The organism is Runella sp. CRIBMP (assembly GCF_009905605.1).
In the GTDB taxonomy this organism is placed as follows: Bacteria; Bacteroidota; Bacteroidia; order Cytophagales; family Spirosomataceae; genus Runella.
On record NZ_JAAAKZ010000016.1, the window covers coordinates 75,569 to 102,521 of the forward strand.

At 47.3% G+C, this 26,953-nt stretch carries 34 protein-coding genes; 6 read left to right on the top strand and 28 right to left on the bottom strand.

Going from position 1 to position 26,953, the window contains the following annotated elements; translation table 11 throughout:
• Positions 1 to 20 precede the first annotated feature (20 nt).
• The 25 genes from GVN20_RS24740 to GVN20_RS24855 form a co-directional block, all read right to left on the bottom strand.
• The gene (locus GVN20_RS24740; protein ID WP_166560925.1) at positions 21 to 752 is read right to left on the bottom strand and encodes a hypothetical protein; all 732 of its coding nucleotides are present in this window, start codon (positions 750 to 752) and stop codon (positions 21 to 23) included.
• On the bottom strand, positions 743 to 1,357 hold the full coding sequence (locus tag GVN20_RS24745) for a hypothetical protein (protein WP_166560926.1): 615 nt from the start codon (positions 1,355 to 1,357) through the stop codon (positions 743 to 745). The genes GVN20_RS24740 and GVN20_RS24745 overlap by 10 nt, the downstream gene beginning before the upstream one ends.
• A 13-nt stretch (positions 1,358 to 1,370) precedes the next feature.
• The gene (locus tag GVN20_RS24750; protein ID WP_166560927.1) at positions 1,371 to 1,673 is read right to left on the bottom strand and encodes a hypothetical protein; all 303 of its coding nucleotides are present in this window, start codon (positions 1,671 to 1,673) and stop codon (positions 1,371 to 1,373) included.
• Complete coding sequence (locus GVN20_RS24755) at positions 1,673 to 2,242, bottom strand: hypothetical protein (protein WP_166560928.1); 570 nt, start codon at positions 2,240 to 2,242, stop codon at positions 1,673 to 1,675. Before GVN20_RS24755 ends, GVN20_RS24750 begins: the two co-directional genes overlap by 1 nt.
• A gap of 125 nt (positions 2,243 to 2,367) precedes the next feature.
• On the bottom strand, positions 2,368 to 2,601 hold the full coding sequence (locus GVN20_RS24760; protein ID WP_166560929.1) for a hypothetical protein: 234 nt from the start codon (positions 2,599 to 2,601) through the stop codon (positions 2,368 to 2,370).
• A gap of 190 nt (positions 2,602 to 2,791) precedes the next feature.
• Positions 2,792 to 3,277, bottom strand: a complete 486-nt coding sequence (locus GVN20_RS24765; RefSeq protein ID WP_166560930.1) for a hypothetical protein — start codon at positions 3,275 to 3,277, stop codon at positions 2,792 to 2,794.
• Entirely contained in the window at positions 3,204 to 3,461 is a 258-nt protein-coding gene (locus tag GVN20_RS24770) for a hypothetical protein (RefSeq protein ID WP_166560931.1), read from the bottom strand. The genes GVN20_RS24765 and GVN20_RS24770 overlap by 74 nt, the downstream gene beginning before the upstream one ends.
• Before the next feature lie 58 nt (positions 3,462 to 3,519).
• A complete protein-coding gene (locus tag GVN20_RS24775) occupies positions 3,520 to 4,065 on the bottom strand; it encodes a hypothetical protein (protein WP_166560932.1) in 546 nt (181 codons plus the stop codon).
• Positions 4,066 to 4,142: 77 nt separating this feature from the next.
• On the bottom strand, positions 4,143 to 5,144 hold the full coding sequence (locus GVN20_RS24780) for a hypothetical protein (RefSeq protein ID WP_166560933.1): 1,002 nt from the start codon (positions 5,142 to 5,144) through the stop codon (positions 4,143 to 4,145).
• Between the two features lie 29 nt (positions 5,145 to 5,173).
• Entirely contained in the window at positions 5,174 to 5,596 is a 423-nt protein-coding gene (locus GVN20_RS24785; RefSeq protein ID WP_166560879.1) for a hypothetical protein, read from the bottom strand.
• Between the two features lie 14 nt (positions 5,597 to 5,610).
• Entirely contained in the window at positions 5,611 to 6,489 is an 879-nt protein-coding gene (locus tag GVN20_RS24790; protein ID WP_166560934.1) for a S49 family peptidase, read from the bottom strand.
• Positions 6,490 to 6,597: 108 nt separating this feature from the next.
• Complete coding sequence (locus GVN20_RS24795) at positions 6,598 to 6,972, bottom strand: DUF1353 domain-containing protein (protein WP_166560935.1); 375 nt, start codon at positions 6,970 to 6,972, stop codon at positions 6,598 to 6,600.
• Positions 6,920 to 7,150 (bottom strand): hypothetical protein, encoded by a 231-nt coding sequence (locus tag GVN20_RS24800; RefSeq protein WP_166560936.1) that lies wholly within the window; start codon positions 7,148 to 7,150, stop codon positions 6,920 to 6,922. Before GVN20_RS24800 ends, GVN20_RS24795 begins: the two co-directional genes overlap by 53 nt.
• A gap of 25 nt (positions 7,151 to 7,175) precedes the next feature.
• The gene (locus tag GVN20_RS24805) at positions 7,176 to 7,613 is read right to left on the bottom strand and encodes a hypothetical protein (protein ID WP_166560937.1); all 438 of its coding nucleotides are present in this window, start codon (positions 7,611 to 7,613) and stop codon (positions 7,176 to 7,178) included.
• 1 nt (position 7,614) lies between these two features.
• Positions 7,615 to 8,715, bottom strand: coding sequence for a hypothetical protein (locus GVN20_RS24810; protein WP_166560938.1), 1,101 nt, complete (start codon positions 8,713 to 8,715; stop codon positions 7,615 to 7,617).
• A gap of 3 nt (positions 8,716 to 8,718) precedes the next feature.
• On the bottom strand, positions 8,719 to 9,282 hold the full coding sequence (locus tag GVN20_RS24815) for a hypothetical protein (protein WP_166560939.1): 564 nt from the start codon (positions 9,280 to 9,282) through the stop codon (positions 8,719 to 8,721).
• 119 nt (positions 9,283 to 9,401) lie between these two features.
• Complete coding sequence (locus GVN20_RS24820; protein WP_166560940.1) at positions 9,402 to 9,890, bottom strand: hypothetical protein; 489 nt, start codon at positions 9,888 to 9,890, stop codon at positions 9,402 to 9,404.
• Between the two features lie 91 nt (positions 9,891 to 9,981).
• Positions 9,982 to 10,314, bottom strand: coding sequence for a hypothetical protein (locus GVN20_RS24825; protein ID WP_166560941.1), 333 nt, complete (start codon positions 10,312 to 10,314; stop codon positions 9,982 to 9,984).
• On the bottom strand, positions 10,311 to 10,706 hold the full coding sequence (locus GVN20_RS24830) for a hypothetical protein (RefSeq protein ID WP_166560942.1): 396 nt from the start codon (positions 10,704 to 10,706) through the stop codon (positions 10,311 to 10,313). The genes GVN20_RS24825 and GVN20_RS24830 overlap by 4 nt, the downstream gene beginning before the upstream one ends.
• Before the next feature lie 36 nt (positions 10,707 to 10,742).
• Positions 10,743 to 12,248 carry a hypothetical protein gene (locus tag GVN20_RS24835; protein ID WP_166560943.1) on the bottom strand — a complete coding sequence of 502 codons (1,506 nt, stop codon included), beginning with the start codon at positions 12,246 to 12,248 and terminating at the stop codon, positions 10,743 to 10,745.
• 254 nt (positions 12,249 to 12,502) lie between these two features.
• Positions 12,503 to 12,727 (bottom strand): hypothetical protein, encoded by a 225-nt coding sequence (locus tag GVN20_RS24840; protein ID WP_166560944.1) that lies wholly within the window; start codon positions 12,725 to 12,727, stop codon positions 12,503 to 12,505.
• Entirely contained in the window at positions 12,724 to 12,999 is a 276-nt protein-coding gene (locus GVN20_RS24845) for a hypothetical protein (RefSeq protein ID WP_166560945.1), read from the bottom strand. The genes GVN20_RS24840 and GVN20_RS24845 overlap by 4 nt, the downstream gene beginning before the upstream one ends.
• Positions 12,996 to 13,325 carry a hypothetical protein gene (locus tag GVN20_RS24850; protein ID WP_166560946.1) on the bottom strand — a complete coding sequence of 110 codons (330 nt, stop codon included), beginning with the start codon at positions 13,323 to 13,325 and terminating at the stop codon, positions 12,996 to 12,998. Before GVN20_RS24850 ends, GVN20_RS24845 begins: the two co-directional genes overlap by 4 nt.
• Before the next feature lie 26 nt (positions 13,326 to 13,351).
• The gene (locus GVN20_RS29955; RefSeq protein ID WP_255455459.1) at positions 13,352 to 13,486 is read right to left on the bottom strand and encodes a hypothetical protein; all 135 of its coding nucleotides are present in this window, start codon (positions 13,484 to 13,486) and stop codon (positions 13,352 to 13,354) included.
• Positions 13,487 to 13,592: 106 nt separating this feature from the next.
• A complete protein-coding gene (locus tag GVN20_RS24855) occupies positions 13,593 to 13,847 on the bottom strand; it encodes a hypothetical protein (RefSeq protein WP_166560947.1) in 255 nt (84 codons plus the stop codon).
• 193 nt (positions 13,848 to 14,040) lie between these two features.
• On the opposite strand from GVN20_RS24855, the gene GVN20_RS24860 reads away from it, so the two are divergent.
• The 5 genes from GVN20_RS24860 (at position 14,041) to GVN20_RS24880 (ending at position 17,437) form a co-directional block, all read left to right on the top strand.
• Positions 14,041 to 14,490 (top strand): helix-turn-helix transcriptional regulator, encoded by a 450-nt coding sequence (locus GVN20_RS24860; RefSeq protein WP_166560948.1) that lies wholly within the window; start codon positions 14,041 to 14,043, stop codon positions 14,488 to 14,490.
• A gap of 405 nt (positions 14,491 to 14,895) precedes the next feature.
• Positions 14,896 to 15,477, top strand: a complete 582-nt coding sequence (locus GVN20_RS24865) for a Crp/Fnr family transcriptional regulator (protein WP_166560949.1) — start codon at positions 14,896 to 14,898, stop codon at positions 15,475 to 15,477.
• Between the two features lie 85 nt (positions 15,478 to 15,562).
• On the top strand, positions 15,563 to 16,180 hold the full coding sequence (locus GVN20_RS24870; RefSeq protein WP_166560950.1) for a hypothetical protein: 618 nt from the start codon (positions 15,563 to 15,565) through the stop codon (positions 16,178 to 16,180).
• A 203-nt stretch (positions 16,181 to 16,383) separates the two neighbouring features.
• Positions 16,384 to 17,007 (top strand): hypothetical protein, encoded by a 624-nt coding sequence (locus GVN20_RS24875; protein ID WP_166560951.1) that lies wholly within the window; start codon positions 16,384 to 16,386, stop codon positions 17,005 to 17,007.
• Positions 17,008 to 17,017: 10 nt separating this feature from the next.
• Positions 17,018 to 17,437 (top strand): DUF6326 family protein, encoded by a 420-nt coding sequence (locus GVN20_RS24880; protein WP_166560952.1) that lies wholly within the window; start codon positions 17,018 to 17,020, stop codon positions 17,435 to 17,437.
• 52 nt (positions 17,438 to 17,489) lie between these two features.
• On the opposite strand, the gene GVN20_RS24885 is transcribed toward GVN20_RS24880, so the two are convergent.
• The 3 genes from GVN20_RS24885 to GVN20_RS24895 form a co-directional block, all read right to left on the bottom strand.
• A complete protein-coding gene (locus GVN20_RS24885) occupies positions 17,490 to 17,717 on the bottom strand; it encodes a hypothetical protein (protein ID WP_166560953.1) in 228 nt (75 codons plus the stop codon).
• Positions 17,718 to 17,765: 48 nt separating this feature from the next.
• The gene (locus GVN20_RS24890) at positions 17,766 to 20,549 is read right to left on the bottom strand and encodes a M14 family zinc carboxypeptidase (RefSeq protein WP_166560954.1); all 2,784 of its coding nucleotides are present in this window, start codon (positions 20,547 to 20,549) and stop codon (positions 17,766 to 17,768) included.
• Between the two features lie 91 nt (positions 20,550 to 20,640).
• The gene (locus GVN20_RS24895; RefSeq protein WP_166560955.1) at positions 20,641 to 23,451 is read right to left on the bottom strand and encodes a M14 family zinc carboxypeptidase; all 2,811 of its coding nucleotides are present in this window, start codon (positions 23,449 to 23,451) and stop codon (positions 20,641 to 20,643) included.
• 208 nt (positions 23,452 to 23,659) lie between these two features.
• Here GVN20_RS24895 and GVN20_RS24900 point away from each other — a divergent pair, with 208 nt between their 5' ends.
• Positions 23,660 to 26,857 (top strand): S41 family peptidase, encoded by a 3,198-nt coding sequence (locus tag GVN20_RS24900; RefSeq protein WP_166560956.1) that lies wholly within the window; start codon positions 23,660 to 23,662, stop codon positions 26,855 to 26,857.
• The last annotated feature ends 96 nt before the right edge of the window (positions 26,858 to 26,953 follow it).

Genomic DNA, 26,953 nt, shown 5'->3' on the forward strand with positions numbered 1-26,953 from the left:
GTGTAGTTAATTGAATGGTTTTAAAAAGGCAGCTTCAATGTTTTCTGAAAAGGGTGCTTTGCATTTTGTTGAGACTTTCGGAGTTCCACCACGTCACCAAACACCCGGCGCAATAGATGGAAGTCTTTTTCCTCAGCCTCCAAATTACGAAATTCTGCCAATCCTCCACGGTTTACAAACGTATCTTTTTGCGACCAATAGTACCTGGTATCTTTCCAAATCAGCCGATGATGATAGGCATTCAACAGGCTTATCCAATAGTCCTCATTGCAAATGATATCAGGATTGTACCAGAGCTTGCTCCCCTCCAGTACGCCGTGCGCGCAGCCCGTCACGTAACCATTTAGTTTGATGGGGTTAAAGCTGTCGTAGCTGATGGGAGCAGGCGAGGAGCTGAACCCAAACACATACGCCCCGGCCGCTTTGGCAGCATTGGCCGTTAGTTGAATGATATGATACGCCTCATCAGGCTCAACAATCATCGGCTCACCTTTGCCCGTATAGATTCGCTTCAGGTGGTCAATGTCATCGTCGAGCATCATCACGTTTTTGAAGTGCTGCACTATCCAATCACGCTTCCGAGCCAGCCCCACCACGCCGTCAGGATGGGTCACAATCTCAACCCCCTTATTGCATTTTGCATACAGCTCGCGTTGGCTCTCAGCCACGCAAAGTATCGCATTGTCCACGGCCATCGTGGTCAGCACCCGGTCCCAGCGTTTGTGGGACGGTATCACCACCTTTACTTCCATCGCTCTATCACCTGTTTAGAATCCACCACGTGCATCAATCCCACCTTACTACTTTTATAGCACCGACCTCTCTCGATGCCGAGCTTTTCGGCAATGTGGTTTTCGTCGATTTCATTGCGGCACACAATCACAAACGACGTGTACTTCTCGCTCATCGTGGCCACTATCGGCATTTCAGCCTCGGGAGCCTGCTCACCCGTTACCTCAGCGAGCTGCTTATCCAGCTCAGCCAAATCCAATCCAAAATCTCCGAGGTCCATGTACTGCTCAAATTCCGACTTGAGCATTTCCAAATCGAACTCTCCCGCGTGGCGGTTTTCGATAATCATCACTTCGTGGAGTTCTTCTTCGGTCAGCTTCCTGACGGCCGTGCGCACGTCAATCTCATATTCGCCCAAGCTATTTTGGGCCAGCAGTTCACACCGTTGATGGCCGCTGAGCAGCGTACCGTCGGCATCCCTGACGGGAATACCAATCATCCCAAATTTTTGGAGGCGCTCCCAAAGCTTACGTTTTTCATCGGCTTTTATTTTGCGCGGATTTTTCACGTGCGGTACCAATACCGACACACGGACTCTTTCAGTCCGAAACAATTCATTAATCATGGCTGTACTGTGTTTATTCTGTTAAATCTTCAAACTTCTCTGACTTTGGATTTCGGCCGCTCCGACTCTGAAAATACCAATCAAACTTTCTCCACGTACTGTCAATCAAAGTCGTTACATCGATGTAAAACACCCCGTACTTTTTGGGGTCGATGGGGTTCACATTCACCTCTATCGTATGGATGATCGAAAAATTTGTCCTGAGTTCAATTTTCAGCGGGCCGCTTCGGGCTACATCGTGCGAATTATGAACCTCAAAAAACAGGCGGCGGCTCCCGCTCACCAGTTTTTTAGTGATTAGATGCTTTACGTTCATTATTGGATTGACTTAAAGTATTGGCGAAGTATATCAAGTTCCCGTTCTCCCTTGGCTATTTTCAAGCGGTATTCTGCCTTTTTGGCTTCCGTCTTCGACTGAGCCATCCGTTGTGGCCAACGATAATTCACGTTGATGTTCATGTTTTCAATCAACTTACTGAGCTGGTACCTATCGTTGGGCAGTTGGCTGAGGTAGGCTTCCGCATCAAACTCCTTGGGGCGCTCTTCCGAGGGGCGCTGGCCATTCGCAATCACAAACCGAATCTCATCGCCCAGCGCCATCCACTGCTCGCGCAGTTCCAGGATCTGTTTAGTGATTTCGGGGCAGGGTACGTCTTTGGGCACCGCCTGCAGCTGCATCGATAGCGAGCGTTTTTCGTAGTCCAGGTCACTCTGCTGCTGGCGGAGTTCATCCACGATGAGCGCCACTTCGGGCGCAAGGGTGTCGGCTGCTTTTTCGGATTGCCACGCAGGGCCTTGGGGAGCAGGGGGCGGCGTGGCCGTAGCTTTGAGGGTTTCGGCTGGGGCACTGCTGAAGGTATTCCAAGCCAGCTCCGCACGAGCCACCTCAGCGGCGGTAGCCTTGCCGGCACGTTCCTGCAGGCGCAGATAAGAGAGGTTGTTTTTGAGCTTGAGGCGCTCGGTTTTGATTTCTTCCTCGGTCATCGTTTTTTCTTACCAAGGTAATGCACTCACTGCGGTTTTACCGGGACACTTTCCACGCTGAGCATTTCCAAAAAATCACCCACTTTATCCATGTAGGTCGTGGCATCAATGTACTTTTCGGGAGTCTCGTAGGGGTCAAACAAAGTAGAAGGGTGTTTTTCCTGATATGCCTCCAACAATTCAATGAGCAAATCCATTTCCACGCCACGGCGGCGTAAGAAATCATACAGGGGCGGAAGCTCAGCGGGGCGGATGTACATAATGAAACTGGTTGGTCGCTGCGAACATCTAGCCAAAACACAGGCAAGCGTGTGGTACTTTCACCCACTCGCCAACCAGCAAGCCCTTGAGCTTGCTCGCCTGTGTATTCTAGAATGTTCGCATCACAAAGAAACAAAAAAAGCCCCCATCTATTACGATAGGGGCCTTTTTTGTTTCAACATAATTACGTTATCGCTCTCTGGTGTCAGACAAAACCTCAACGGTTTCTTCCTCTACCTGCACAGCCCTTGCCGAATGAAGTGCTTCCAATTGCTTCTGGGCTTTCAGCTTCAAGTAGTCTTCTTCAGTAGCCGCTTTGATTCTTTCATCGCAATCAGCAATTGATTTTTTGATTTCTTCATTGGCCAAAAAATGAGCACCTATTTCATCGTACACCGCTTCATGAAAAGCGTAGGCTTTGTTTATCACATGGACCGGTTCATCCTGAATGTCCCGAATCCTGCGGTAAGATTTGATGTATACCTCCATCAACTCAATAAGAGTACAGGCCGATAAAGGTTTTGCATCCGCCAAATTATCTTCGAGCGCGGCGGGCGTTTCAGTGTCGGTACCAGCCTCGGCCGACAAATTATCTTCGGTATTAGGCGCGTTTTGCGCGGCGGGTTGCGGCGGCGTCGGTTCCTGCGTCGGTACCAGTTTGGTCGATTTGGACATCAGTCTCAGCGTTTAAAGGTTGAACATCGGCAGGGATTTCCGTGAAGTATTGGGTTACTCCAGCCTCCATCAATGCCTCAATATGAACATCGGCCATATTCTCACGAATGGTGATGAGGCCCCCACCCGGCAACGCATGACGCGCCCCACCTTCGGGAACTGTTACTTTGTATTTTGTAGCCATTTTAAAAAAGATTAATACCCTCCCCTTGTGTTAAGGAGAGGGCAAATTTGAAATGAGGTTAAGCAGCGGGCTGAATCGGCAACGTCGCCACGAGTGCAGGCTGGAGGGGCAAAATATCCCACATGAAGCCGTCCTGTTCGCCCTTGAGCGTAAAGCCGCGCTTATCGCCACCTTTTTTGCCGCCTTTGAAAGACTGCTTCGTAAAGAGCGGGTTGTCGCTGGAGCCAACCACCACGTACTGGCCATCGTTCATCTCTACGATGTACACCGAACCCGCGTTCAAGGTTTTCGAAAGCTCAGCCTGCATGGTCTTGGAGAAGCCCGCAAACATAAACTCAATATTGTGCTTGTAAGACTGAAAGCCTGGATCGCCCTGCTTTTCAGAGCTCACTTCCATCGTGCCATCTGGGCACTCATACACTGCAAATTTCGCCGTAGCCACCATCGTGGGCAGGGTCGTAATTTCACCGGTAACGGTATCGGCTTTCTTGGGCCAAACACCATCAATAAAACGCTTCTCGGCTACCAACAGCGTACGGATACCGCCGGGGTTTCCTTCTTGCTCTGAGGTGGCATTCAAATTCGCAAAATTGACATTTGCCATTATTGAAAAAATAGTTAAAAGGCTGTTAAAGAATAAATTCAGAACCCCTCCCTAAGTGGGGAGGGGCTGGGGTGGGGTTAAGCTACGTCGCCCAACCAGAAAAGACTGTCAAGCGCCCAATCAAAGCCCACTTGGAAGTCCATCACGTACGCCAACGAGCGGTCGCGCTTCGAGTAGTCAAACTCCAATTTGGTCTGCGCACTTTCGTCGTCGTAGAGCCAAGCCAGGTTTTCGCGGCTGGTAATGATCGGCGATTCAAAAGCCGTCAAACCCGTGGTAAGCATACCAGGCTCAACCAAAAACTCGATCATCGTGCCTTCGATTTCCTGCTTGTTGTAGCCCGCATTGTAAGGCAGTGTACCGTAGGTAGCGCGGTAGTTGCGTTCGTACGCTTTCTTGTAAGCCAAGGGAGCAATACAAACTAGCTCATTGTAGTAATGCTCCGTAGGAATCTTATCAACAATCTTCTCAAACTCAGCCACTGCATTTGCCGTCGTGATGGCGTTGATGGTCGCAATCTGCGAGGCACCAATGGCACCACTCGCACGAGCCGCCGCCAACTTCACAAACAAGCCGTCCATGGCCTGCTCGGGTGTGGTACCAGCGTCGTTGCGTGTACCATTGATGAGGGCCTTTTGGCGCAGGTCAGTGCTCACGCGCTTCAATACGTGCTCAATCACCCATTGCTCAAACGGATAGGTCGTTTTGTCGATTTTTCCACCGCGCACCTGACCGTACCAAGACTTATACAACGCCAAAATCTTTTGCTCCGTAAACAGCAAATCCACCTTACAAGGCTTCACTTTCGCAATTTTGGGCTTGATTTTAAACACGTCGTTCGTAGGCGTGAAAGCACCTTTTGCCCCGGATTGGAGAACGCTTTCCAAGTACAACTCCGTCAATACAACTTCATCGTTACCAGGAATCATCATCATAAACTCGTCAATGGGCTTGATAGGGGTATTGGGTGTACCGCTCAAACCCGCCCCGATCAGCTTCGAGAAAATACCCGCTTTGTTTTCGCGCGAATAATCCGTGGCTGTCGTGGCCAATAAACTCAAATCTAAAGCATCTGCCATGGCTGTATAGGTATTAAAAAATTAAAAAATCAATTGTTCCAGGGAGCTTTCTCCCAACTTTTGGCGGCACCGCTTCCAGCCGCTTCGGAGGCATCCTTGCCCACTCCCGCACCTTGGCCTTTCACGTTGTTGTACCACGCCTCCAGCACTTCGTATTTCGGGCGCATAGCATTTAGCTCGCGCTCAAATCCCTCCAGTGCCGCAAGGCGCTCAGCACTGATGCTCACCTGAGCCGCAGGAGCGGCAGGAGCGGCCGCAGCAGCGGGGGCAGGGGTCTCAGCAGGCGTTTCAGCCTCGGGGGTAGGTACCTCAGCGGGTGTTTCAGCCGCAGGAGCTTCGGGTGCAGGTACCTCGGCGGGCGTTTCGGCAGGGGCTTCCGTACCTCCCTGTGCCATGATTACCACTGGGCCGGCCGAATCCTTTTTAAAAAAATTGGATAGTTGCTTAACCATTGTCATATAAAAAATTAGTTGTTTGTCTGCTTACGGGCCAACAAATCAGCGCGGTATACAGCGTCGCCCAAGTACCCGATGCGGTCGGCCATGCCCAGCTGAAGGGCGGCTTTGCCATTGTACATCTTGCCCGTAAACACCTCGCCGATGTTGGGGCGACCCGACTTGACCGTCTTAATAAACTGCGCTTTGATGGGGGCCAGTTGGGCTTTTACGTCGGCCTTGAGTTCTTCACTCAGCCCCTCTATATCGTTGAAGAGCGCCTTGTCGTCGCTACCTTCCGAGCGGATGATTGTCACCTTGATGCCCTCTTTTTCGTAAAAAGCGGAGGCGTCTACGTGCACCGCCAATACGCCGATGCTTCCCACCTCGGTCGAGGTCTCCGACTCCATGATGATCTCGCGGGCTTGGCTCGCTACCCAATAGGCAGCGCTCGCGGCCATGCCCTGTACGTAGGCCACTACGGGCTTTTGGCTCGTGCGCACAATGTCACCGAGCAGCTCCGTACCGTTTACGTCGCCGCCGGGGCTGTCAATCTGTAATACAATCGAAGTGATTTCGTCCAGGGCGTTGGCCTCCAGTATGAAGCTTGAAATATCCTCGGTACCGTAGGCACACAGGTCGCCATAGCGGCTCATAGCGCCCATGATGGGAATGATGGCTACCTTGCCCGTTTTGGTTTGAGCCACATTCCAGCCGAAATGGCGCTGGCCACGGCTGTCGATCCACGAGGCTTTGGGGTCCACTGCCGAGGGGGCCACGCGTTCAGGAATTACAATTGTCGAGTCGCCGCCTTTGGTCATCTTACGAATCAGCGCCAGCGACTGCGCATTATGGAAGCGAGGCTCAAGCGCCCAGACTCTCCCCACTAAAGATTCAATAGTTGTAGTCATCAGTACACAAAATCACACTACGAACATATCGGAATCAACGGGGGCCACACAGGACGAAAAACCCCTGGCTGCAGAGCAGTCAGGGGTTAATATTCTATTGTTAAACCTTTAAAATTTACGCCAATTTACCCAGCCCAAGGCGCGTACATAGCCATACATCAGCCACACCTGCCAAGGCTTCACGCCCGATTCCCGCAGGAGCTTTCGCCAAAATAGATCCACCTCTTTTCGGGAAGCTTTCAAGGGCTTTTTTTCGTACAAAAAATCATGCACCACGCAGGCATTAGCCGTTTTTCCATGCGGCGGTACCAATCCCCAAAATGCCTGAGGCACACTTGCAAAATCGGTCGTATAGCCAGCGGAAATCAAAATACGGCCATAGGGCGAAAGCTCGCACCGTACCCGCACGGGTTCAACCACTTCCCACCAATCATACTTTCCCTGATGCTTCTTCAGGATTATCTCCGGGTATCGCGTTGGCATTGTCTTCTACTTTTGTGGATGGGGTTTCAGGCTTTTTCGCGCGGGCAATTGCCGCGTCGAAACGCATGGCGATTGAATCAGCGTTGCCCATACGGCCCGTCTGGCTCAATTCTTGGATATTCGACTGAATGATAGACATTTCACGCTCGGTGAAATGCGCAATGATTATTTTTTCCATTGATCGTATGATAATATATGAGTGATTAGACTTCCTGCATGGGTGTCACGGCAGGAGCTGCGTTATTAACGACCTGCTCCAGTACGCCATCTTGCTCCTCAATCGGCAACAACTCCATCCCAAACCCGCTCACGATGCCGCTTAAGGTAGCATAACGCTCCTCCTTAGACGTGCCCCCGACCAAATGTAAAATTGCGGTAGTCATCATCGCCTCGGCCTGCGGCTCAGCCTGCGCGGCCTCAAAACCCATATTCATCAGTTGGGTCTGAATCGTTTCCTTGGTGATGATATCGCGATTGGCTTCCCGAATCACCTTGCGGTCGGTGTAGTAGTCCACTTGAAACATCCCGCCACTCGTCGGCTCAACCGTCACGGAGCCATTGAACCGAATTGAAAGCGCGATAAGTGTATACTCACCTGATGTGTCTTTTCCCTGAAAGGGCTGAATTTTGAAGATATTCATATTAAGCTGAAGTTACGGCTTCCCACGCTGAGCCATTGTAGAAGTTTAACTTATTCGTAGTTACGTTAATAATTAGCAACCCTTTTCGTGCGGCCGAAACAGGTACGGCATTTCGTTCTGTTGTTGTCAATTGAGGAAGCAAAAGCCCTTTTGTGTTGGATTTCAGGTCAAGGATGGCCGAGGTATCGGGTGTACTTGTGCCTATGCCTACGTTAGAGCCGTAGTTGGCATGGATAATTTGGGCTAACGACATTTTCTGGGTGGATGCATACACATTCCACCAGTCGCGGGCAGTGCTCCCGTTCCAATCAAAAAAACGGTAATCTACGCCAGAAGCTTCTTTTCTGTGTACCCATTGCCTCGAACCAGCACCAGGCGCACCGGTGAGGGCAAATTGAGATATGTCAGAATATGAATCATTGTTCAATCCAAATACATTATGCGTCAGATTGTAGTTTTCACCCGACCCAAACATCATAATCATTACACCACCAATCCCTACCCTGTGGTAAGTGATACCGGAGCCATAAAACAGGCGTTCAGTACCATCGGAGGCATACTGCCACGTATTTAGTCCCAGCGAAATCGAAGGCGTCTGAAACTTGGCTAAATTGTTGTCAGCCAGACCTCCTACAATTAAATTGCCATTGTGTGCGATTTTTAATCTGACGTCTGCCCCAGTCAGGAAATTGATGTCTTCAGCAAAAGTCCCGTCCGTGCGCAGATTAATTCCATTTTTGGCGACCAATTCAAACTTTCCGTTCCAGTTTTTCAGATATACTTGTTTCGTGGAATCGCCCCACGAATCCATCTGAATGCCGCTTGTGCCCCCAGTATGTCCAACGAGTAGCGCAACATCAGGGTTAACCAGCGACGCCGTACTCGCGATAATTGTAACTGCTCCCGTAAACGTATCACCTGATTTATTGGCCTTCCCAACAATGGAATCTAGCCCTTCACTGACGTAAGTGCCGCAATCGACCAAGGCCGAAAGCATATCACTGGCCAAAACCCCTTCGGAGCCGCCCACGCCGCGCCGGGGCTTGGTGAGCTTATCTGTCACCGTCGTGACGAACTGAGCAAGATTTGCGAACGTAGGCATATATCAAGAATTAAATCCAAGTGAAAAATGGAATGAAAAATCAGCTTCAGGAAACAGCTCCGCGAGGTCGATGCTTTCCAGATAATAAGTGGGCGTCACAAAGCGCCCCGAAATCAAAACCGTAGCTACGTTTCGGCCAGCCACGGTTCGGGTCAATTGCACCTCCAGCCCAATCTCGTCGGTACCCGTGAGGTAGGCCGTACCGTTGAAGTCCTCCCACAGGGCCACGTATTCTTGAAATTGGGTATCCTTCGCCCAGCTCACCACTTCGTAGCGGTCTTTCGGAAATTCCGTTAGAAACTGCACATCATAATAATAGCCGTTGGCATCGCGGCCACGGCTCTCACTGTACGTACAGGATTTAGGTTGGAAGTCGAGCTTGGTCAGCGGCGTACCCACCACCACCGTCAGGGCGTTGACGGGTACCGTCATTGAATTGATACCATTCGGAAACCGCACCGGGTCAAGAAAGCCCTCCAGTTTGGCGCGGTCGAGCAGGTACAGCGTGCGCACGAAGGCAGCGTTGCTGTCTTGCTCCAAAGTGCCTATTTCTTGTGCAGTTACCATAACAAACAAAGGTCAAAAACCACGCTGAAAAAAGGAAGGACACGTTTTTTACAACCTGCTACGGGCAGGACACAAAACCACCGAGATAGGACACAAAACCGCCGAAATAGGACACAAAACTATTTGGTGGCCTGCTCGTTCTTTTTCTCGTCCTTGCTGCGATTCACTACTTTGAAGGCCGCCGAGTTGTCATAATGGTCAGGCTCAATGCCGTATTCTTTATAGAAACAGTTGACCGCTCCCTGCTCACTTTTCAGGAGCGTCATGCGGCCACGGGCGTAGTAAATCAGCGCGTGTTTAAATATCACCTCCAGTGTCATGCCTACTTTGTTGAGGTGCTCGTCGGTGAGCAGCTCCCGGTTAACCCTGAATTTGGGTATCACTTCGATGGTTGGGAGTTTGACCGTTTTTTCGGGGAAATATTCGGAAGGTACTTCCGCTTCCGAAAGCGGATGAAATGAGAAGACGGCGGTAATCAATTCGCCCAGCCAATGGTCTTTCCTGATTTCATACGGGCCTTTGCCAAGGTTGTCCTTATGTTCCAAAAAAGTCTTCACGTGCGCTTTGACTGGTATGGCAATAATTTTGTCAGATTTTTGAGCAGACATAGAGAGCTAAGCGTTATATTTACATGCTTCGTACCACTTAGCTATTTAAGCAGCCCCGCGCTTCCAACACGGGGCTGTTTTTTATATCGGCCTATCTTGGATGCAGGTTTAGGTTTTTGAGCTGGGCATCAATACCGCCCAATACCATCGTGAGGGTAGCTGGTATCATTTCCTCTTGCCAGTTCTTCCAGAGTATCCGGGCCACCGAAACGGGTATCACCACCTTTTGCGGGGTCTTAGGGCCGCGCCGCTCGATGTTGGCCACTTTGGCCCCAAAGCGCTCCGTGAGCCATTCTGAAAGTACAATGTCCGAATCAGGCGCATGACCCTGTAGTTTGGTCACATCCTGCAGTTTGCTGATGAGGTATTCTTTCATCGCTACCGCCTCAAATTCATACAATCGAAGGTTAATGTGCAGAATCATTTTACGGCCCTCCAGACACGGTTTTCAAATTGATAGAGTTTGTTTGAGTTAGGGTCACGCTCGGAGCCGATGAGCGTTTTTTGAAAACGGGTGTCAAAAATCGCCGCCGATTTGGTGTTATTTTTCCAATGAATATCAAAAATATACATCAGTTGATTGACCCATTCGTTCAAACCACCCTTATGCGGCTGTTGCCATTCGTTCGACCACTTTTTGAAGTTATTGACCTCCCTGCCTCCGATAATAACGGGGTTGATGAACTCAACAACCATACAGCAGCTTGCCTTGGCTCTCTGCTCAGCGCGCTGCTCATTGGTGAGCGGCTTGCGCTCGGCTGGTTTTTTCGGTGCCTTTTTTGCCTTCAGCACTTTCGTTTTTTGGTACATTGTCATTTGCTTAGAATTTATTGATTGAAAATTGAAAACAGGTTATAACTCAGAGTAATACCAATCACCTTCGGTCATCCATTCATCCACTTCTACCACGATGGTATCGGCGGCATACATCTTGCGCTGGCGTTTGGTTTGGTAGTATTTGGGCGGTGTGAAGCCACTGGCTTGTTGGTCAAGGTACTGCTGAGCAAATTTCCGTTCGTACTGCTTGCCAAGGCCCGCAAAGATGAGGCGGTAATAATTCCAGAGCTGCAGTTGGGTTTTGCCGCGTACTTCCTGCCGTTGAGCAGCACCAAGAGCAAGGCGCTCAAAGTCCCGTCGGGCCTCCTTCAATAATTTTTCCGCCTTTGCCTCTCGTCGGGATTTTTCCTGCTCATAAATGTATTTTCGGCTGGCCTTTCTTACCTCGTCACGCTTCATCCATGCCTCTAATCCCGCAAAACCGCGCTCATTTTCTTGGTCAAAATAACCCTTGCCACGTATCTGAACGGCATAAGGGTCAGGCAGATAGGCATCGGGGTGATGGTCGTAGTATTTGGCGGCTTTATCCAGTTTTTCCAGCTGACGGGCCTGAAAATCAGCCCATCCCTTGCCATCGCGGGCATCATCGAAGCGGTTGTATACACCGTGGTAAATGGCCACATACGCCGCTTCTTGCTGTTCTTTGCTGAATTCCCGATCTGGATACAGTACCTTCCAGGCATACATCCAAAACTTAACCAGCAGCTCCCCAAAATGCTTTTCCAAGCCCACGGGCAGGGCAGGCGTCATTTTGCTTTTGAGGGTATCGGCCCTTAAATCGCGTTCTTGCTGCGCCTGAGCCATTATTTCTTGCTTTGACCGCCGCGCCGCCCCCAGCCCCTCACTCTGTGCTATCGGCTCCGAAAGCCCCTCCTTTGGACTCTTAGGCGTCTCTGTTCCACCCCTCTCTCCGTAACTGTTCTCTCTGTATCCACTTTTCAACGTTTCCGCATTGTCATTTTCTTTTTCTATAATCACTCCGTTGGTATTACTATGCGGAAAAGTTTTCCCGTGAGTGGCTAAAAAGTCGATTTTTGGCGTTTTAGAAGGGTTTTCGGTTTTCGCTTCTTCGCCATTCCCAAACAGAATTTCGGGAGTTATCCACAGCTCATAATCGTTCCTACGGCCACGAAATTTGGTCTTGATGACTCCCAAGGTCTCCAGCTGCTTGCGGTGATTGTAGATGGTTCTATCGCTACAATCGCACCATTCGCCCATTCGGGCGTTGTTCATAAGCAGAGATGGATAGCGGTCTGATTCGTCGTACACAAAGTCTGGCAGCTTTTCCCGTACGTAGTTATAATTATCAACGTACTTCTTGAGCATCATGTGAAAAGTCGTCTTGACCTGCTCGGGTATGAGGCCAGTACGGCGGTGGATCGTCACCTCCACCACCGTACCGTCCAAACATTTTTTCTTACGGGTGTGCGAGGGCGCTGGGCAGCTGTCATTGTGTTTTCGGTACAATGTCAGAAAGCGAACATACGCCTCCGTACTGTCAATTCTCGGTAATTGTGGCATAGACCATAAGGTGTATACGTTAAAAATAAAGCCAATAAATCCCCTTTCCCCGCGCTGGCGTTACCCAGCGCGGTTGAGGTAGAACCGGCGAACCGGATGTAGAAACTCTGTCCCTACCCTGCTCCTGATGCGGGAGTCGAACCCGCTCTGATGTTTCTCAACACCGTGCCCGATACACTATTCAGGAATTACCCAAACCATTTACGACCTAAGAAAGTAGTTCGCACCTTGACAAACCTAAACCCTTAACTACACTAAAATCCGTTCAATGACGACGTTAGGAAATCCTCCAACGCCGCATAATTTCTCATTTCCAAATACAGCTCGTAGATGATTCCACCGTTGAGCAAGTAATCTTTAAGCTTGCGTCGGCGGTGTTTTCGCAGGCGCTTTTCCCACTGCATCCACCTGCTATGTAATCGTTCCAAATCAGCACAAACCTTCTCTCCAAGGGTCTCCACGTTTTGCGTCTTTTTCATGATGGCAAAGCTTTAGCAAGTCGGGCTTCTTCACGCTCTTTGATTGTACGCTGGAGGAGCTGTTGAGCTTCCCACAATTCACGCCGTCCGCCAAGCTCTTCCATTTCTTCGCCGTTGTCGATGAATACATCCCACGTACCGAGGCGATTCATGTGCAAAAAGCCCAAAATAGTCAGCTCCTTTTTGCCAAATCCATCAGCACGAGGGGCCGTTTTTACGTCTATAAACAGGCGCGTATTGCGCTCCAATAGTGACTCATACCACGTTCTCATTTCTTGTTTCCTCCTTTCTTACAGACTCTCATGTGGCCATTTACTGCTTGGTCGTTTTTGAATCGTTTTTCTCCACATCGTGGGCAAGCCAATAACGGTCCGCCGCGCGGTATCTGCTCTCCACTAGAGAGGGTAGCTTGTTGTATGGGGTGGCCACTGTACATCGCGCAGTCGAAAAGCCAAGTGAGTGGACCTTCGCCGAGCAGGGCGCAGTTCCTAACTATGGTGTCCAATATCCCTCGCTCTTCGTGCTCGCTGAGGGTATTGGGTTTGAATCGGGCCAAGGCTGCCTTCATGGCTCCGATACGTTGTTGTCGTTGTGTCATTAGTGCCTAGATGTTAGTCGTGAAACTTACTTTTTCTTGTTAAAGCGGGATTGCTCGGTGAAGGTCTTGGCGTCTTTACGCAAGTCTCGCAAAAGCCAAAAAGCCGCGATTGTGAGCACGCTAGTAACCACCAGCCCCACCATTTGAAGGGTTAGAACCATTTTGATATGAGTTTATAAATTCGAATTAATTGCCAGATAATCAGGGCTGGAACTCCGAACAACGCGGAGCAAATCAGGAGGCCTTCCAGCCAAAAACGAGCTTCGTTCATGACTGGAGTGAAAATTCTGGAAGCGAGGGTATTGTATTAGTAGAAAAATGATAATCCTCAAAAGGAAAGAAATCTTTCAAAATAGGGACCAGCTGCGCACGCATCTTTTTGAGGTTGTATTTTTGGTGGGCAAGCACGCTTCGTTGGAAGTGGCTGTACAATCCTGCACGTGCGAGTTCGGCTTCGAACTCCGCAAACCGCTCTGGATCTGATTGCGCCAGAAGTTTTACGTGTTGTTTTAGGGTAGCCATTTTTAGTTAACGGTATTGATTATTACACTTTTTGTTACAATATTTGTATCAAATCATGTGCAATTATATATTATAATTCTAATTACTGCAAGTTTAATTCTAAAATTAGAATTATAATTTTAATTAATTTTTCACAATACGCTACTAATCAATTACTTACATTAGAATAAATATTTAATCAAAAAATAAAATAATGGACACGCACCAGAGCACAATCAATGAGCGATTTCAGGAATTGATAAGTATTCTTGGAAAGTCGAATAACGCTTTTGCAATTTCTATTGGCAAAACCTCCACAACCATTAATAATATTGTTGATGGGAAAAGCAAACCCGGCTATGAATTGCTTGAGGCTATCTTTAGTGTATATCCGCAGGTAAGTCGGGACTGGCTAATTATGGGAGAAGGAGAACCCATACGAAATAAGCAGGCAGATGGAGGCAATCAAATGATTGAGAAGATTGAGCATTTTTTAAGTACGAAATACGAGCAACTGCTTGAACAAAAAAATAGCGTCATAGCCGACCAGCGATTTATGATTGAAATGCTGAAGGGCCAATTGGGAAAGCTTGATGGCGTAATTGAAGAGGCAAAGGTGATCCTGCTTTGGGGAGAAAAAGAAGAAATTGGGCAATCTGCCTAATTTTTTACCCATTCACGATTACGTTTGCAATTACGTCATTATTTCCGCACAGCGGAAAAGCCTCGTATTCAACGTTTTATAGAGAGGAAGTTCGAATCTCTTCCTCTCTGCCCAACTGGCTCATTATCAATAAATTAGAAGAAATATTTCAATTTCTAAAAGCCCTAAAATTGATTTTAGGGCTTTTTTGTTTGATTCCCCCTCACTCACTACGCTATTTTACTAGATTTACGTTGTTACTATCCTTTGATAACTTTTTCACATGAATAAAGTAGTGTCTTTGAGTTACTTTAAAAGTATCGTTACTTTTATGCTTCTGTGTGCTCAAGTAATGAAAGTGAACTAGAGTCAAGCCGAAAACCGTTGGTGGCAAATGTAACGAAGGCAATAATAACATTTAAAACAATGCAAGAAATACTATTTAACTTTATATCAAAATATGTTTCACTGACAGAAGATGAGCAGAACGCACTCGTTTCTTTGGACATATTTCGCTCGGTAAAGAAAGGGACGACTTTACTCAAAGAAGGACAAAAATCGAAAGAAAGCTACTTTGTTCTGAAAGGCTGTATTCGAACATATTATGTGTTGGATGGTGAAGAAAAAACTACAGCTTTCTACACAGAAATGGAAGCTTTTACACCCCCTTGTGTAATAAACAAAACTCCGTCCGAATATTATATAAGTTGTGTAGAAGACACGATACTTACAGTTTCAAATTCTGATATGGAAGTAGAAGTTAATAGTAAATTCCCAAAGTTTGAAATAATGTGTAGAATACTGTCGGAAGAATTGTTAGCTAAACAACGAATAGACTTTGACGAGTTTAAGACTTCTTCTCCTGAACAACGATATTTGAATTTATTGCAATCACGACCAGACCTTATTCAACGTGTGCCTCAACACCAATTAGCAAGTTTTTTAGGTATAAAACCACAATCTTTAAGTAGGTTAAGAGCAAGAATTACTGAGAAAGATAAGGGGTAATGTACATTACTTAACTTAAGTGAACGAGATTAGGCCCCACCTCAATCTACCTTTGCATTATCGTTTAACATCAATTAAAACAGATATGCAAAAGAAAATTTTATTGTTCGCTTTGACCTTAATGATGACAAATACTCTACAAGTTAAAGCACAACATACCAAACAAGACAGCACTTTCAAACGGTGGTTTGTTGGGAGTTCATTATTGATGTTAGGAAATTTTTCCAAAGTAAACAACCCTGAGTATGTACAATTAAATGTTGGATATAGAATAACACCTAAAGATGTTGTTTCCTTTGAATTTAAAAGATCTATTTATTCTTGGCCAATAGGTATCCCTTTTGGACCATCATTTGATGCACCGGGCCTAAACTATCCTGGCCATGCACGCATACTTGCACCTACGATAGGATACCAGCGTTTTTGGTGGAAAGGGGTTTATACATCCGTTCATGCATTGAATGCTTTTGAAAAATATATGGATGAGAATAAAAAAAAGATTGGAAATGGCTACACTTTATATCTGAACTTCCATTTGGGTTACCAGTTTAAATTTTTTAAAAACCGTTTCTTCTTTGAACCAGCTCTTGGATGTAGTTATTGGCCTGTAAGAACAAATGTTCCAGAATCTTTTAAATTAGTAGAAAAAAAATGGCCTAACTACTTTATTCAACCTGGGCTTCATTTTGGGTTTAACTTTTAGTATTTATACCTGCAATTTTAACATCTCCACAACACCAATTAGCGGGCTATTTGGGGATTAAACCTCCGTCACTCGGCCACAGACTAGGAGCAAGAATCTTGAAAAAAAGCAAAGAGCAACTTCATTTCTTAACTTAAGTGAACGATTTTAGGTCTATTGCCAATCTACTTTTGCAGTATCATTTAACATCAATTAAAACAGACATGCAAAAGAAAATTTTATGGATTGGACTTGCCTTAGTGTTGGTAAGCAGTTTACAGGTGAATGCACAATATGCTAAAACAGACAGCACTTACAAACGGTGGTTCGTTGGTAGCACTTTATTTTTATTGGGTAATTTTGATCAAGTAAACCCTCCAGGATTTGCTCAGCTGAATTTAGGTTATCGTATTACAGGAAAAGATGTTATTTCTCTTGAACTAATAACTTGGAAACATGCTTGGCCACTTGGTATTAACCCCTTTTATAATGAGGCATACGGAACACCTGAAGAGAAATATCCTGGTTATATAAGAGAATATGGAATTGGCTTAGCTTATCAAAGGTATTTTTGGAAAGGTCTTTACGCAGCAGTACATGTAACGCCAATGTGGCAAAAATATAAGAATGAAAACGGTGACAAGGTGGGTAAGGGTTTCATTATATTCAACACTTATCGAATTGGCTATCACATTAAGCTCTTTAAGGATAGGGCTTTCATAGAACCATCTCTTGGTATTGCTGGTCGTCCTTACTTCACTGAAATGCCTAACGGATTTAAAGAGAAAGATGACAAGTGGCCAAAATGGACACCTGAACCTGGGTTACATTTCGGATTTAATTTTTAATTAATAATCCATGACTACACAAAACTCACTGGAAGACACCAAAGTCAGTGTGAAACTAAAACTTGCCACGCTGTGGGCAAGTTTTATGTTTCTCTATATCTATGTTGATTATTTCGCCTTATATATGCCAAGCAAGATAGAAGATATTCTGAAAGGGAGAGTGTTTGTATTTGATATTACGCAAGGATTTCTTTTGGCCGCACTCGCCTCAGTCACAATTCCAGCACTAATGATTTTCCTTTCGGTTGCCCTGCCAGCTAAAATAAATCGCTGGGCAAATATTATTATTGCCGCGGTGTATATTCCCTTTACATTATTTAATTTGGCAGGGGAGGCTTGGATGCATATGGTGTTTGGCGCCGTTGTAGAAGTCGTAATTCTTTGTCTAATTATCCATTATGCCTGGAAATGGCCTCATATTGAAACTTGAAAAACCTATAAACGAAAGCGGCTTTTTTTAATTCCAAAATCGTTTCTTCCCGTCACTGCTTAACTTCGGCTTCGCTCTGCTGGAGGGCTTCTACAAACTCCATCCAAGCTTCTTCAACAGCCACCCTAAATGTGTTAGGTCGTAGTTGACCTGCGGTATAGCTTTCTGCGCCCAGCCCGCTTACTTCTACTCGAAACAGCGCTGGCTTAGCACTTCGTAATCCGATGGTTTGTATTTTAAGCTCATGAGCAAAAAATACAAAATTTACAGCTTTATTCATCTATCAACAACGCGGGCGAGGTTCAGCACCTCGCCCACGTTATGTTTTCTACCGCAGCGCATTCCAATTCAAAATCGCATTCCAAAGCATTGGCGCATCGTGGTGGTTGAGGTAGCGGTGCAGCGGGTCAAACGTAAACGCTACCACTTGGCCTTTGCCCACGGGAACGTTAAAAATCCCCCCGTGACCAATGATGGTCTGCTCGTTGCGCACCATGCCCGACAGCACGTAAGGCGGCTCGGGTTTGGGCATTGCTGGTTTGGGGTCTTTTACCTCTTTTTTATCAGGCATTCCCATCACAAGGCCCTTGTATTCTTCTTCTTCTTTAAGGGGTTTGGTGCCGTACTGCATCAGCATCATGTCGCGGTCGCGTTTTTCGGTTTGGAGCAATGCCCCCTGACCTTTAAACACGTGAAAAACTTCGGGATAGCCGTACATAATCGGATGGTTGCGGTTGCGGGCTTTCACCTGCACAATCGAACCTGGGTGAAACAACGTGGGTGATTCGTACCGCTTCAACTCACGCACAATGCCCAGGTCAGACATGATGCTCGATGAGTTGTCCAGCGTAATCAATACCCCGCCTGTATCCACAAATTTCTTCAACTCCGCAAGGCCCTCAAAGCCTGGGCCTCCCGTCATGTCGTTGGTGCTGCTTGGCATACCGTGCGACGGAAATTCGGTGGTTTGGGTGTAAGGCATCGGGCCAAACTTAGTATCTACTTCGTGGAGGAAATTAGCGCCTGTACCGCCCACGCGCGGCACCAAAATCACGTCAAACTGCTCCCGTAGATTGCCTTTTTTGAGGTGGTCTTTGTGAATGGATGTGTAAGGAATGCCGCGCTGTTCAAAGGTATAGCGCGACCAACCCTCGTCCTGCGTTTGGTACCAAGTATGGTAAATTGCCACGCGTGGCAGGTTTACTTCGTGCTGTTTTACGGTAGGGAGGTTTTTTGCGGGGATTAAGTCAAAACCAAATTTGGCCGCCACCTGCTTGGCTTGGTCGGCGGTGATGCCCGTAAACACCACAGCTCCTTGCGCCAGCGTATCTTTGCGGCCTTCAAGGGTAGTTTTGGCGTCCAGTACGATGGTTTTAGCGTTTGCATTTTGAGATTTTACCCAATAAGCCGCCGATAAAACCGTATTTTGGGCTTTATAATTCAGCACATAATGGCTACCCTCCCCGTCGACTTTTCCCTCAAATTTAGCATCAGTAGTCAGCATCTTGAGGTCGGCGAGGTCGTATTTCAGGGTGTCTTGCTGCGTAACAGTCACACCGTTGAGGTACTGCAAAGTCCACGCGATAGCATCATAAGGAGGAAATTTGGCTTCTTTGGGATAGTTTTGTTTGGTCAACAACGACACGGCATAGTTGCGGTACGGTTGGTTCAACAATACTACATAATCACCTTGATTTTTACCCGTTTCGGCCTTGTGAACTTCAATTCCTTGGGTACGTAACTGATTGACCAAATAAGCCGCCATGGCGGGGTCGCGTTGGTCTTTGCCTATCACAAAAGCTTTGGGCGTTTCTTTGGCGGCTTTGTTGAGATTATTGAGACTCTTTGTATAAAAATTCTTAAGCAACAACTTTCCGTTGGCCGCTGCATATCCCAACGACGCCAAGACGCCCGCCTGCATGTAGTTGATGTTGTTTCGGAACGACCAATATACTTTTTCGGTGGCAGGGTACGGCCGATACCACTCACGGCTCGTGACATTATCGCCCGCAAATTTGGCATTAGCCAAGTCACGCATAAAGGTATTGGCCCCTGCGTTGCCGTAGGTTTCGTAAAAACGTCCCACGGAGTTGTGGTTATTGGCGACCCAAATACCGTAACCTGGATACCACCCGTCGTAAAACGCCCAATTGAACACCCCTGGCAAACCTTGGGAGGCCAAGGTCGTCATGTCGTGGTCGGCCATTATTTGCCATTCGCCGATGGCCACGGGGTCTACCGCTTCGCTGTAAGGCCCCGTTCCTGTTGAAATATACAACAATGGCACCGACTCGTGTAAGTCGAGCATTACGGTAGGATGCCAGTCGAAATACGCCTTAAAAATACTCTTTGTGATAGCCTGCGATACTTGGAGGCCGTCGCGATTGTTGTCGTGGTACACGTACTTGCCCCAATACGGCGGTGAGGCGGGCATTCCGTCCTCAAAATTGGTGCGTTTTTTGGTGTAACGGTTGTACCAATCCACCATTTTGTCCCAGCCGTCGGGTTCCGAGACGGGGTTGATAATCACGATTAAGTTGTCTCTAATGGCCTTGATTTCTTCAGCTTGGCTCGTTACGAGTCGATAGGCCAGTTCCATGAGCATTTCGGGGGAGCCTGTTTCGGAAGCGTGCATCCCGCCGTTGAGAAAATACACCACTTTGCTATCGCCCACAATTTTTTGTACATCGGCGGGGTTGACTTTACGCGGGTCGGCGAGCAGTGCCAACTGTTTTTTGTAGTGGTCGAGACGCTTGATGGTAGCGGCATTGGCGATAACGGCCATTTGGATGGGGCGGTTTTCTTCGGTCGTCCCGATCTGCTCGGTCACAATGTGGGGCGACGTTTGGGCTAATTTTTGAAAATACCCATAAATCTCCGCCGTACGGTGCAATATCCCTGGCGCGCCGATGATTTGTCCAAACTGTTTTAGAGGCGACGGAATCTTGGGGTCGGTGGCCAAATCCAATACCGACGAAGGCAAAAAACGCGGGTCGGTGGTGGCTTCCTTGATTTTTTGGTTGTAGGTTTCATCAATCTGCTGTGCTGACACAGTCGAGAGGGAAAGGCAAGTCCCCAGAAAAAGACATGCGTAAACATAAAAAGGCTTCATAGAGTAAGGGTTAAGAAAAGCTAATTAGGGAATTAAAACAGTCACGCAAAGGTGCACTGCGCCTTTGCGTGACTGTTCAATCTATTATAGGTTATTTATTGCCTTCGGTTCCGGCAGGCATTGCGGTTCCCAATCCCAACTGATTCCAGTTAATCAGCACGTTCCACACCATCGGGGCATCGTGGTGATTGATGTAGCGATGCAAAGGATTGAACGTAAACGCCACCAATCTTCCAGCGCCAACGGGAACGTTAAAGATACCGCCGTGTCCGACAATGGTCTGCTCGTTCCGTACCATTCCCGAAAGCACATACGGTTCGTCCTTTTTAGGTTTAGCAGCGGCAGTTTCTTTCGTCGTTTTTTTATCTGGCAAGCCCATGATGGGGCCCGTATATTCTTCTTCTTCCTTCAATGGCTTGGTACCGTATTGCAGCACCATCATGTCGCGGCTGTACTTTTTGGTTTGCAACAACGGCGAAATACCTTTAAAAATCGGGAACACTTCAGGATAACCGTATACGATCGGACTGTCAGATTTACGTATTTTGACATTCACTATCGAGCCCGGATGATAAAGCCCGGGGGTCTCTACTTTATCCAGATCGCGGGTAATACCCGTTTCGGCAATCATTGTTGAAGTGTTGTCCAAGGTAACTAATACGCCACCAGCTTCTACAAACAATTTCAATTGGTTAACACCCTCAAAGCCTGGCCCGCCTGTCATGTCGGTTGTAGCATCAGGAAAACCATGAGATGGAAATTCGGGCGTTTTGGTATAGGGCAATGGGCCAAATTTTTTGTCGATTTCGTGAATAAAATCGCTAGCCGTCCCGCGCATTTTAGGAATGACAATAACGTTGTATTTTTTGTGTAAATCACCCGCTTTCAAATCATCTTTTTCAATGGATGTATACGGAATACCGCGTTGGTCAAACGTAAAACGTACCCACCCTTCATCCTGCGTATTGAACCAACTGTGATAAATAGCCACCCGTGGCAACGTCACTTCGTGTTGTTTGACAGTAGCGGTAGCCGTAGTAGCCGCCAAATCCAGCCCAAACTGCGACGTGATGCTTTTGGCTTCGTCGGCCGTGATCCCCTGCAACACTACCGAACCCGCCGACAGGGTATCTTTTACACCCTCCAAAGTCGTTTTAGCCTCCAAAACCATTGCTTTGCTCGTTTTATTCTGATTTTTCAACCAGTACAATGCCGGCAATACCGTGTTTTGGGCTTTATAATGAATGACATAATTTATCCCCTCACCGTCTACTTTACCCGTATATTTTGCATCTTCAGTCAGTAATTTAAGGTCACTTGCTGCGTAGCTGACGTTGTCAAGTGCTTTTACATCTACGCCATCTAAGTACCCTAACGTCCACGCAATATCATCATAGGATGGTTGTTTGGTATCTTTCGGATAATTTTGTTTGGTCAACAATGATACGGCCAAGTTGCGATAAGGCTGCTCCAATAAAACCACGTAATCGTCTGAAGTCGATTTATGCACTTCAATTCCCTGTCCGCGTAATTGATTCACCAAATACGCGGCCATCACTGGGTCGCTTTGTTTTTTAGGGATAACAAACGCGCGCGGCGTTTCTTCTTTGCCTTTTTTAATGGCATTTACGCCTTTTTGGTAAAAATTGGTCAACAACAAACGCCGGTTATTGGCCGCATACGTAAGTCCCGCCAACACCCCCGCCTGCATGTAGTTGATGTTGTTGCGGTACGACCAGTTTACTTTTTCCGTGGCTGGATTGGGGCGATACCATTCTTTGCTAGTGACGGGGTCGCCCGAATATTTTTGATTTGACAAATCCCGCACGTAAGTAGTAGCCCCTGCATTGCCGAAGGTCTCATAAAAACGCCCGACGGAATTGTGGTTGTTGGCGATAAAGAATGCGTAGCCTGGATTCCAGCCATCGTAAAAAGCCCACGTAAATACCCCTGGCAATCCCTGGGCCGCCAAAGCCGTCATTTCGTGGTTGGCCATGGTCTGCCACTCACCGATGGTTATTGGGTCAACGGCATCGTTGTAAGGCCCAGTTCCTGTTGAAATATATAACAATGGCACCGACTCGTGCAGATCCAGCATGACCGTGGGGTGCCAGTCAAAATAAATTTTGTACATGGCCTTGGTCAACGCCTGCGACATTTGCAGCCCGTCGCGGTTATTGTCGTGGTACGTGTATTTTCCCCAATACGGTACGCGCGGAAATCCGTCGTCGTAGTCTTTACGATTTTTGGTGTAGCGATTGTACCAATCCACCTGTTTGTCCCAACCGTCGGGTTCTGATACCGGATTGATGATAACAATGATATTATCGCGAATCGTTCTAATATCTTCTGTTTGCCCAGTAATGAGGCGATAAGCCAGTTCCATGAGCATTTCGGGAGAACCCATTTCGGGCGAGTGAAGCCCCCCATTGAGGTAATACACGGGTTTGGTATCACCCAGCATTTTCTCCATTTCTTGCGGAGTTAGCTTGCGAGGGTCAGCCAACAACGCCAGTTGCTTTTGGTAATGGGCAATCCGCTTCATGGCATCCTGATTACCGATGGCAATCAGCTGAATGGGGCGTCCTTCTTCGCTGATTCCCTGTTGTTGAACCGTAATAAAAGGCGACGTTTGGGCCAGTTTTTGAAAATACCCGTAAATCTCGGTCGTATGGTGCAATACACCTGGCGCGCCAATGATCTGCCCAAAATGTTTACGCGGTGAAGGCACCTTAGGGTCGTCAATCAAATTAAGGACCGAAGAAGGCAAAAACCGCCTATCTGTGGTATACTCCCTGATTTTTTGGTTGTAAACTTCGTCAATCTGCTGCGCTTGCACAGCAGCCATTGAAAACGTAAGGCAGGAAACAACAAATGGTTTTAGTAAGTGTTTGAAGTGCATAGTAGGTTAGGTTAGGGCAACATAATAAAGGATGAAGTAAAGAATTTTAAAGATTGCACTATATAGTTTTTATATCAAGCGCTAATAAAATTTAATTTTAAGTTTGACCAAACACCGTCAATTGCATTCCAAAACTGGAAAGCGGTTACGTATTAATTTCCTATTTTTGGCAAAACAACCCTTTCACGTAATAATCACTTACTTAGCCATGTTAAAACCTCTTTTTAGCGTACCCATTTTTGCAGCCATTTACGCTTTCATCCCTTTGCTTTCAGTAGCCCAATCGGAAGTTCATTTTGCCACCCACCCCACCCTCAGCCCTGACGCTAGTACGGTGGTCTTCGCGTACGAATCTGACCTCTGGAAAACAGACTTAGGGACGGGCCTCACCACCCGTATTACGGCCATGCAGGGCAGCGAATCACGCCCGCGTATTTCGCCCGACGGCAAGTGGCTGGCGTTTAGCGGCACCGAAAGCGGCAACAGCGACGTCTACCTTATGCCCATCGAGGGTGGCACCATCCGACAGCTCACCCATCACAGCACCTACGACTTGGTGGAGGCGTGGTCGTGGGATTCGCAAACCATTTATTTTGAGTCAGGTCCACAAAACGGAGGAACTACGTTTGCGATTTCAATCAAAGGGGGAACGCCCCGCCGTCTGTTCAAACATTATTTCAACCGTACCCACAACATCGCCGAAAGCCCAACGGGAGAGTTGTTTTTCAACGACACTTGGGAAAGCGACGACCAGGCCATGCGCAAAGGCTACAAAGGCGATTTTAACCCTGATATTCAATCGTACAACCCCAAAACCAACGCTTACAAAAAATACACAGAGTACCGAGGCAAGGATATGTGGGCTACCATTGACCGCAATGCCAACATATTTTTTGTCTCCGATGAAGCCAACGGTGAGTATAATCTTTACACCTTTCTCAACGGTCAAAAAACGGCTTTGACGAGCTTTAAAGAATCCATCAAACGCCCGCAAGTAAGCGCCGACGGCCGTAAGGTAGTGTTTGAAAAAGATTATCAGCCCTGGATTTACGACGTAGCCACCAAAACCAGCGCGCCCGTCAAGCTCAACATTGTCCGCAATTTTACCCTTTCCAAAGGCCAAGACTTTAAAGTGAATGGCAATATTTCAGCATTTGACGTTGCCCCCGACAACAAGAAACTGGCCTTTGTCGCACGTGGAGAGCTCTTTGTTTCCGACCTAGAAGGCAAGTTTGTCAAACAACTCAAAACCACCCCCAACGAGCGGGTGTTGGAAGTAAAATGGCTCGCCGACACCATAACCCTGTTGATTGGCCAAACGGTTGGTGGCTATCAAAATTGGTTTACAATTCGTGCCGATGGCAAAGGTGTGCTTACCCAAATCACCAAAGAAACCCAAAGCAACCGCCAAATTTCGCTCAATAAAGACCGCACGCTGGGCGTCTACCTCAGCGGCCGCAATGAAGTCCGCACGATTGACCTCAAAACGAAGGAAAGTAAAACCGTTGTCAAAGATGAATTATGGGGGTTTTACAATGATTCGCCCCGCTTTTCGCCCAACAGCGAGTATGTGATGTTTACGGCTTTTCGCAATTTTGAAAAAGATATTTTTCTGCATCATTTGAAGAAAAACGAAACCGTCAACCTGACCAATACGGGCATTTCTGAAAGCGAACCGGTGTGGTCGCCAGATAGCAAATACATCTATTTTTCGTCTGACAGGCTCAATCCGAACTATCCTTTTGGGCCGCGTAAACAAAAGGTGTATAGACTGGCCCTGACCAAACTGGATGACCCGTACCGTTTGGAGAAATTTGAGGAGTTGTTTAAGCCCGAAGAAAAAAAGAAAGACGCCGAACCAGAAAAGAAAGTTGACGATAAGAAAAAGAAAAAAGGTCAAAAAGACGACAAGCCTAAAGCGGAAAAACCAAAAAAAGAGGAGAAACCCATCGAGATTGATTTGACGGATATATGGGAACGCATGGAACAGGTGGGGCCATCGTACGGCCAACAAGGTACGCCTGCCGTGATTCAGAAAGACGCCAAAACCTACGTGTACTATGTATCTGACCATCAGGAAGGAAACAACAAACTTTGGCGCAGCGTTTATGAGCCTTTTCAGAAAACCAAAACCGAAAAAGCCGACGATGCCGATGAGTATGAGTTGGTTCAGACAGGCGACAAATACTACATTTTAACCTCTGGAAAAATCAAGAAATTCAACTACGAAACCAATAAAGCCGACGAAATCGAAATCAATCATACCTTCCGTCGTACCTTGGAAGAGGAGTTTCGGCAGATGTACTACGAGGCGTGGGCGGGGGTTGAAGAGAATTTTTATAACGAAACTTTCCACGGAGCCGACTGGAAAGTTTTGCGGGACCGCTACGCTAAATTCTTGCCGTTTCTCAACCGACGCGAAGATTTTAGAACGCTGTTTAACGACATGCTCGGCGAACTGAACGCGTCGCATTTGGGCTTTTATTCAAACGGAAAAGAAGAGGATGTTTTTTACAAATCGCAAACGATGGAATCAGGTGTCCTCTTTGACACGCAACGTCCTTACGTGGTGGAACGCGTAGTAAAACGCAGCGCCGCCGACAAACATGGCAAAAAAATATTGCCCGGCGATGTGCTGACGCACGTAAACGGGATGGCCGTGGATACGCTTCAAAACCGCGATTTTTATTTTACCAAACCCTCCAACGACACCGAGCTGGAACTGAGTTTTCGCCGCAAGGGTGTCGATACAGCTTACACCGTGCGAGTGCATCCGCAGGGTTCACTTTCGGGAAATCTGTACGACGAATGGATGGATTGGAACCAGAAATACGTGGATGATAAGTCAAAAAACCGCATTGCGTACGTCCACATGAAAGACATGGGCTTGGGACAATACGACAGGTTTGTGCAGGACATGACCCGCGATTGGTACAAAAAAGACGCTTTGATTTTGGATTTACGCTACAACACAGGTGGCAATGTTCATGATTTGGTCCTAAACTTCTTAGCCCAAAAGCCTTATTTGCAGTGGAAATACCGCGAAGGGACACTTACACCACAGCCCAATTTTGGCGTGGCGGCCAAGCCGATTGTACTGTTAATCAACGAACAATCGCTATCTGACGCCGAAATGACCGCGACGGGCTTTAAGGCGCTCAAACTCGGCAAAATCATTGGCACAGAAACCTACCGCTGGATTATTTTTACTTCGGGTAAAGGACTCGTAGATGGCTCTTTTTATCGCCTACCCGCGTGGGGCTGTTATACTTTGGATGGAAAAAACATTGAAAAAGAAGGCACTGCACCCGATATTTACGTGAAGCAAACCTTCACCGACCGCCTGACCGACAAAGACCCCCAACTCGACAAAGCCATCGAAGAGATTTTGAAAGACCTCAAATAGAAATTCCGCTATCTTTGATGCCCCAATTTAATCGGAAATCGGAAATCGGAAATCGGAAATCGGAAATCGGAAATCGGAAATTCACAATTCACTAAA

Coding starts and splice junctions, on each gene's coding strand:
- GVN20_RS24850 (WP_166560946.1), bottom strand. CDS start 13,325: ATGACACAACGACAACAACGTATCGGAGCCATGAAGGCAGCCTTGGCC.
- GVN20_RS24780 (WP_166560933.1), bottom strand. CDS start 5,144: ATGGCAGATGCTTTAGATTTGAGTTTATTGGCCACGACAGCCACGGAT.
- GVN20_RS24870 (WP_166560950.1), top strand. CDS start 15,563: ATGCAAAAGAAAATTTTATTGTTCGCTTTGACCTTAATGATGACAAAT.
- GVN20_RS24760 (WP_166560929.1), bottom strand. CDS start 2,601: ATGTACATCCGCCCCGCTGAGCTTCCGCCCCTGTATGATTTCTTACGC.
- GVN20_RS24745 (WP_166560926.1), bottom strand. CDS start 1,357: ATGATTAATGAATTGTTTCGGACTGAAAGAGTCCGTGTGTCGGTATTG.
- GVN20_RS24770 (WP_166560931.1), bottom strand. CDS start 3,461: ATGGCTACAAAATACAAAGTAACAGTTCCCGAAGGTGGGGCGCGTCAT.
- GVN20_RS24845 (WP_166560945.1), bottom strand. CDS start 12,999: ATGAGAACGTGGTATGAGTCACTATTGGAGCGCAATACGCGCCTGTTT.
- GVN20_RS24775 (WP_166560932.1), bottom strand. CDS start 4,065: ATGGCAAATGTCAATTTTGCGAATTTGAATGCCACCTCAGAGCAAGAA.
- GVN20_RS24895 (WP_166560955.1), bottom strand. CDS start 23,451: ATGCACTTCAAACACTTACTAAAACCATTTGTTGTTTCCTGCCTTACG.
- GVN20_RS24805 (WP_166560937.1), bottom strand. CDS start 7,613: ATGAATATCTTCAAAATTCAGCCCTTTCAGGGAAAAGACACATCAGGT.
- GVN20_RS24790 (WP_166560934.1), bottom strand. CDS start 6,489: ATGACTACAACTATTGAATCTTTAGTGGGGAGAGTCTGGGCGCTTGAG.
- GVN20_RS24765 (WP_166560930.1), bottom strand. CDS start 3,277: ATGTCCAAATCGACCAAACTGGTACCGACGCAGGAACCGACGCCGCCG.
- GVN20_RS24825 (WP_166560941.1), bottom strand. CDS start 10,314: ATGATTCTGCACATTAACCTTCGATTGTATGAATTTGAGGCGGTAGCG.
- GVN20_RS24740 (WP_166560925.1), bottom strand. CDS start 752: ATGGAAGTAAAGGTGGTGATACCGTCCCACAAACGCTGGGACCGGGTG.
- GVN20_RS24860 (WP_166560948.1), top strand. CDS start 14,041: ATGGACACGCACCAGAGCACAATCAATGAGCGATTTCAGGAATTGATA.
- GVN20_RS24855 (WP_166560947.1), bottom strand. CDS start 13,847: ATGGCTACCCTAAAACAACACGTAAAACTTCTGGCGCAATCAGATCCA.
- GVN20_RS24795 (WP_166560935.1), bottom strand. CDS start 6,972: ATGCCAACGCGATACCCGGAGATAATCCTGAAGAAGCATCAGGGAAAG.
- GVN20_RS24750 (WP_166560927.1), bottom strand. CDS start 1,673: ATGAACGTAAAGCATCTAATCACTAAAAAACTGGTGAGCGGGAGCCGC.
- GVN20_RS24875 (WP_166560951.1), top strand. CDS start 16,384: ATGCAAAAGAAAATTTTATGGATTGGACTTGCCTTAGTGTTGGTAAGC.
- GVN20_RS24815 (WP_166560939.1), bottom strand. CDS start 9,282: ATGGTAACTGCACAAGAAATAGGCACTTTGGAGCAAGACAGCAACGCT.
- GVN20_RS24840 (WP_166560944.1), bottom strand. CDS start 12,727: ATGAAAAAGACGCAAAACGTGGAGACCCTTGGAGAGAAGGTTTGTGCT.
- GVN20_RS24880 (WP_166560952.1), top strand. CDS start 17,018: ATGACTACACAAAACTCACTGGAAGACACCAAAGTCAGTGTGAAACTA.
- GVN20_RS24835 (WP_166560943.1), bottom strand. CDS start 12,248: ATGCCACAATTACCGAGAATTGACAGTACGGAGGCGTATGTTCGCTTT.
- GVN20_RS24885 (WP_166560953.1), bottom strand. CDS start 17,717: ATGAATAAAGCTGTAAATTTTGTATTTTTTGCTCATGAGCTTAAAATA.
- GVN20_RS24800 (WP_166560936.1), bottom strand. CDS start 7,150: ATGGAAAAAATAATCATTGCGCATTTCACCGAGCGTGAAATGTCTATC.
- GVN20_RS29955 (WP_255455459.1), bottom strand. CDS start 13,486: ATGGTTCTAACCCTTCAAATGGTGGGGCTGGTGGTTACTAGCGTGCTC.
- GVN20_RS24865 (WP_166560949.1), top strand. CDS start 14,896: ATGCAAGAAATACTATTTAACTTTATATCAAAATATGTTTCACTGACA.
- GVN20_RS24900 (WP_166560956.1), top strand. CDS start 23,660: ATGTTAAAACCTCTTTTTAGCGTACCCATTTTTGCAGCCATTTACGCT.
- GVN20_RS24810 (WP_166560938.1), bottom strand. CDS start 8,715: ATGCCTACGTTCGCAAATCTTGCTCAGTTCGTCACGACGGTGACAGAT.
- GVN20_RS24785 (WP_166560879.1), bottom strand. CDS start 5,596: ATGGTTAAGCAACTATCCAATTTTTTTAAAAAGGATTCGGCCGGCCCA.
- GVN20_RS24890 (WP_166560954.1), bottom strand. CDS start 20,549: ATGAAGCCTTTTTATGTTTACGCATGTCTTTTTCTGGGGACTTGCCTT.
- GVN20_RS24820 (WP_166560940.1), bottom strand. CDS start 9,890: ATGTCTGCTCAAAAATCTGACAAAATTATTGCCATACCAGTCAAAGCG.
- GVN20_RS24830 (WP_166560942.1), bottom strand. CDS start 10,706: ATGACAATGTACCAAAAAACGAAAGTGCTGAAGGCAAAAAAGGCACCG.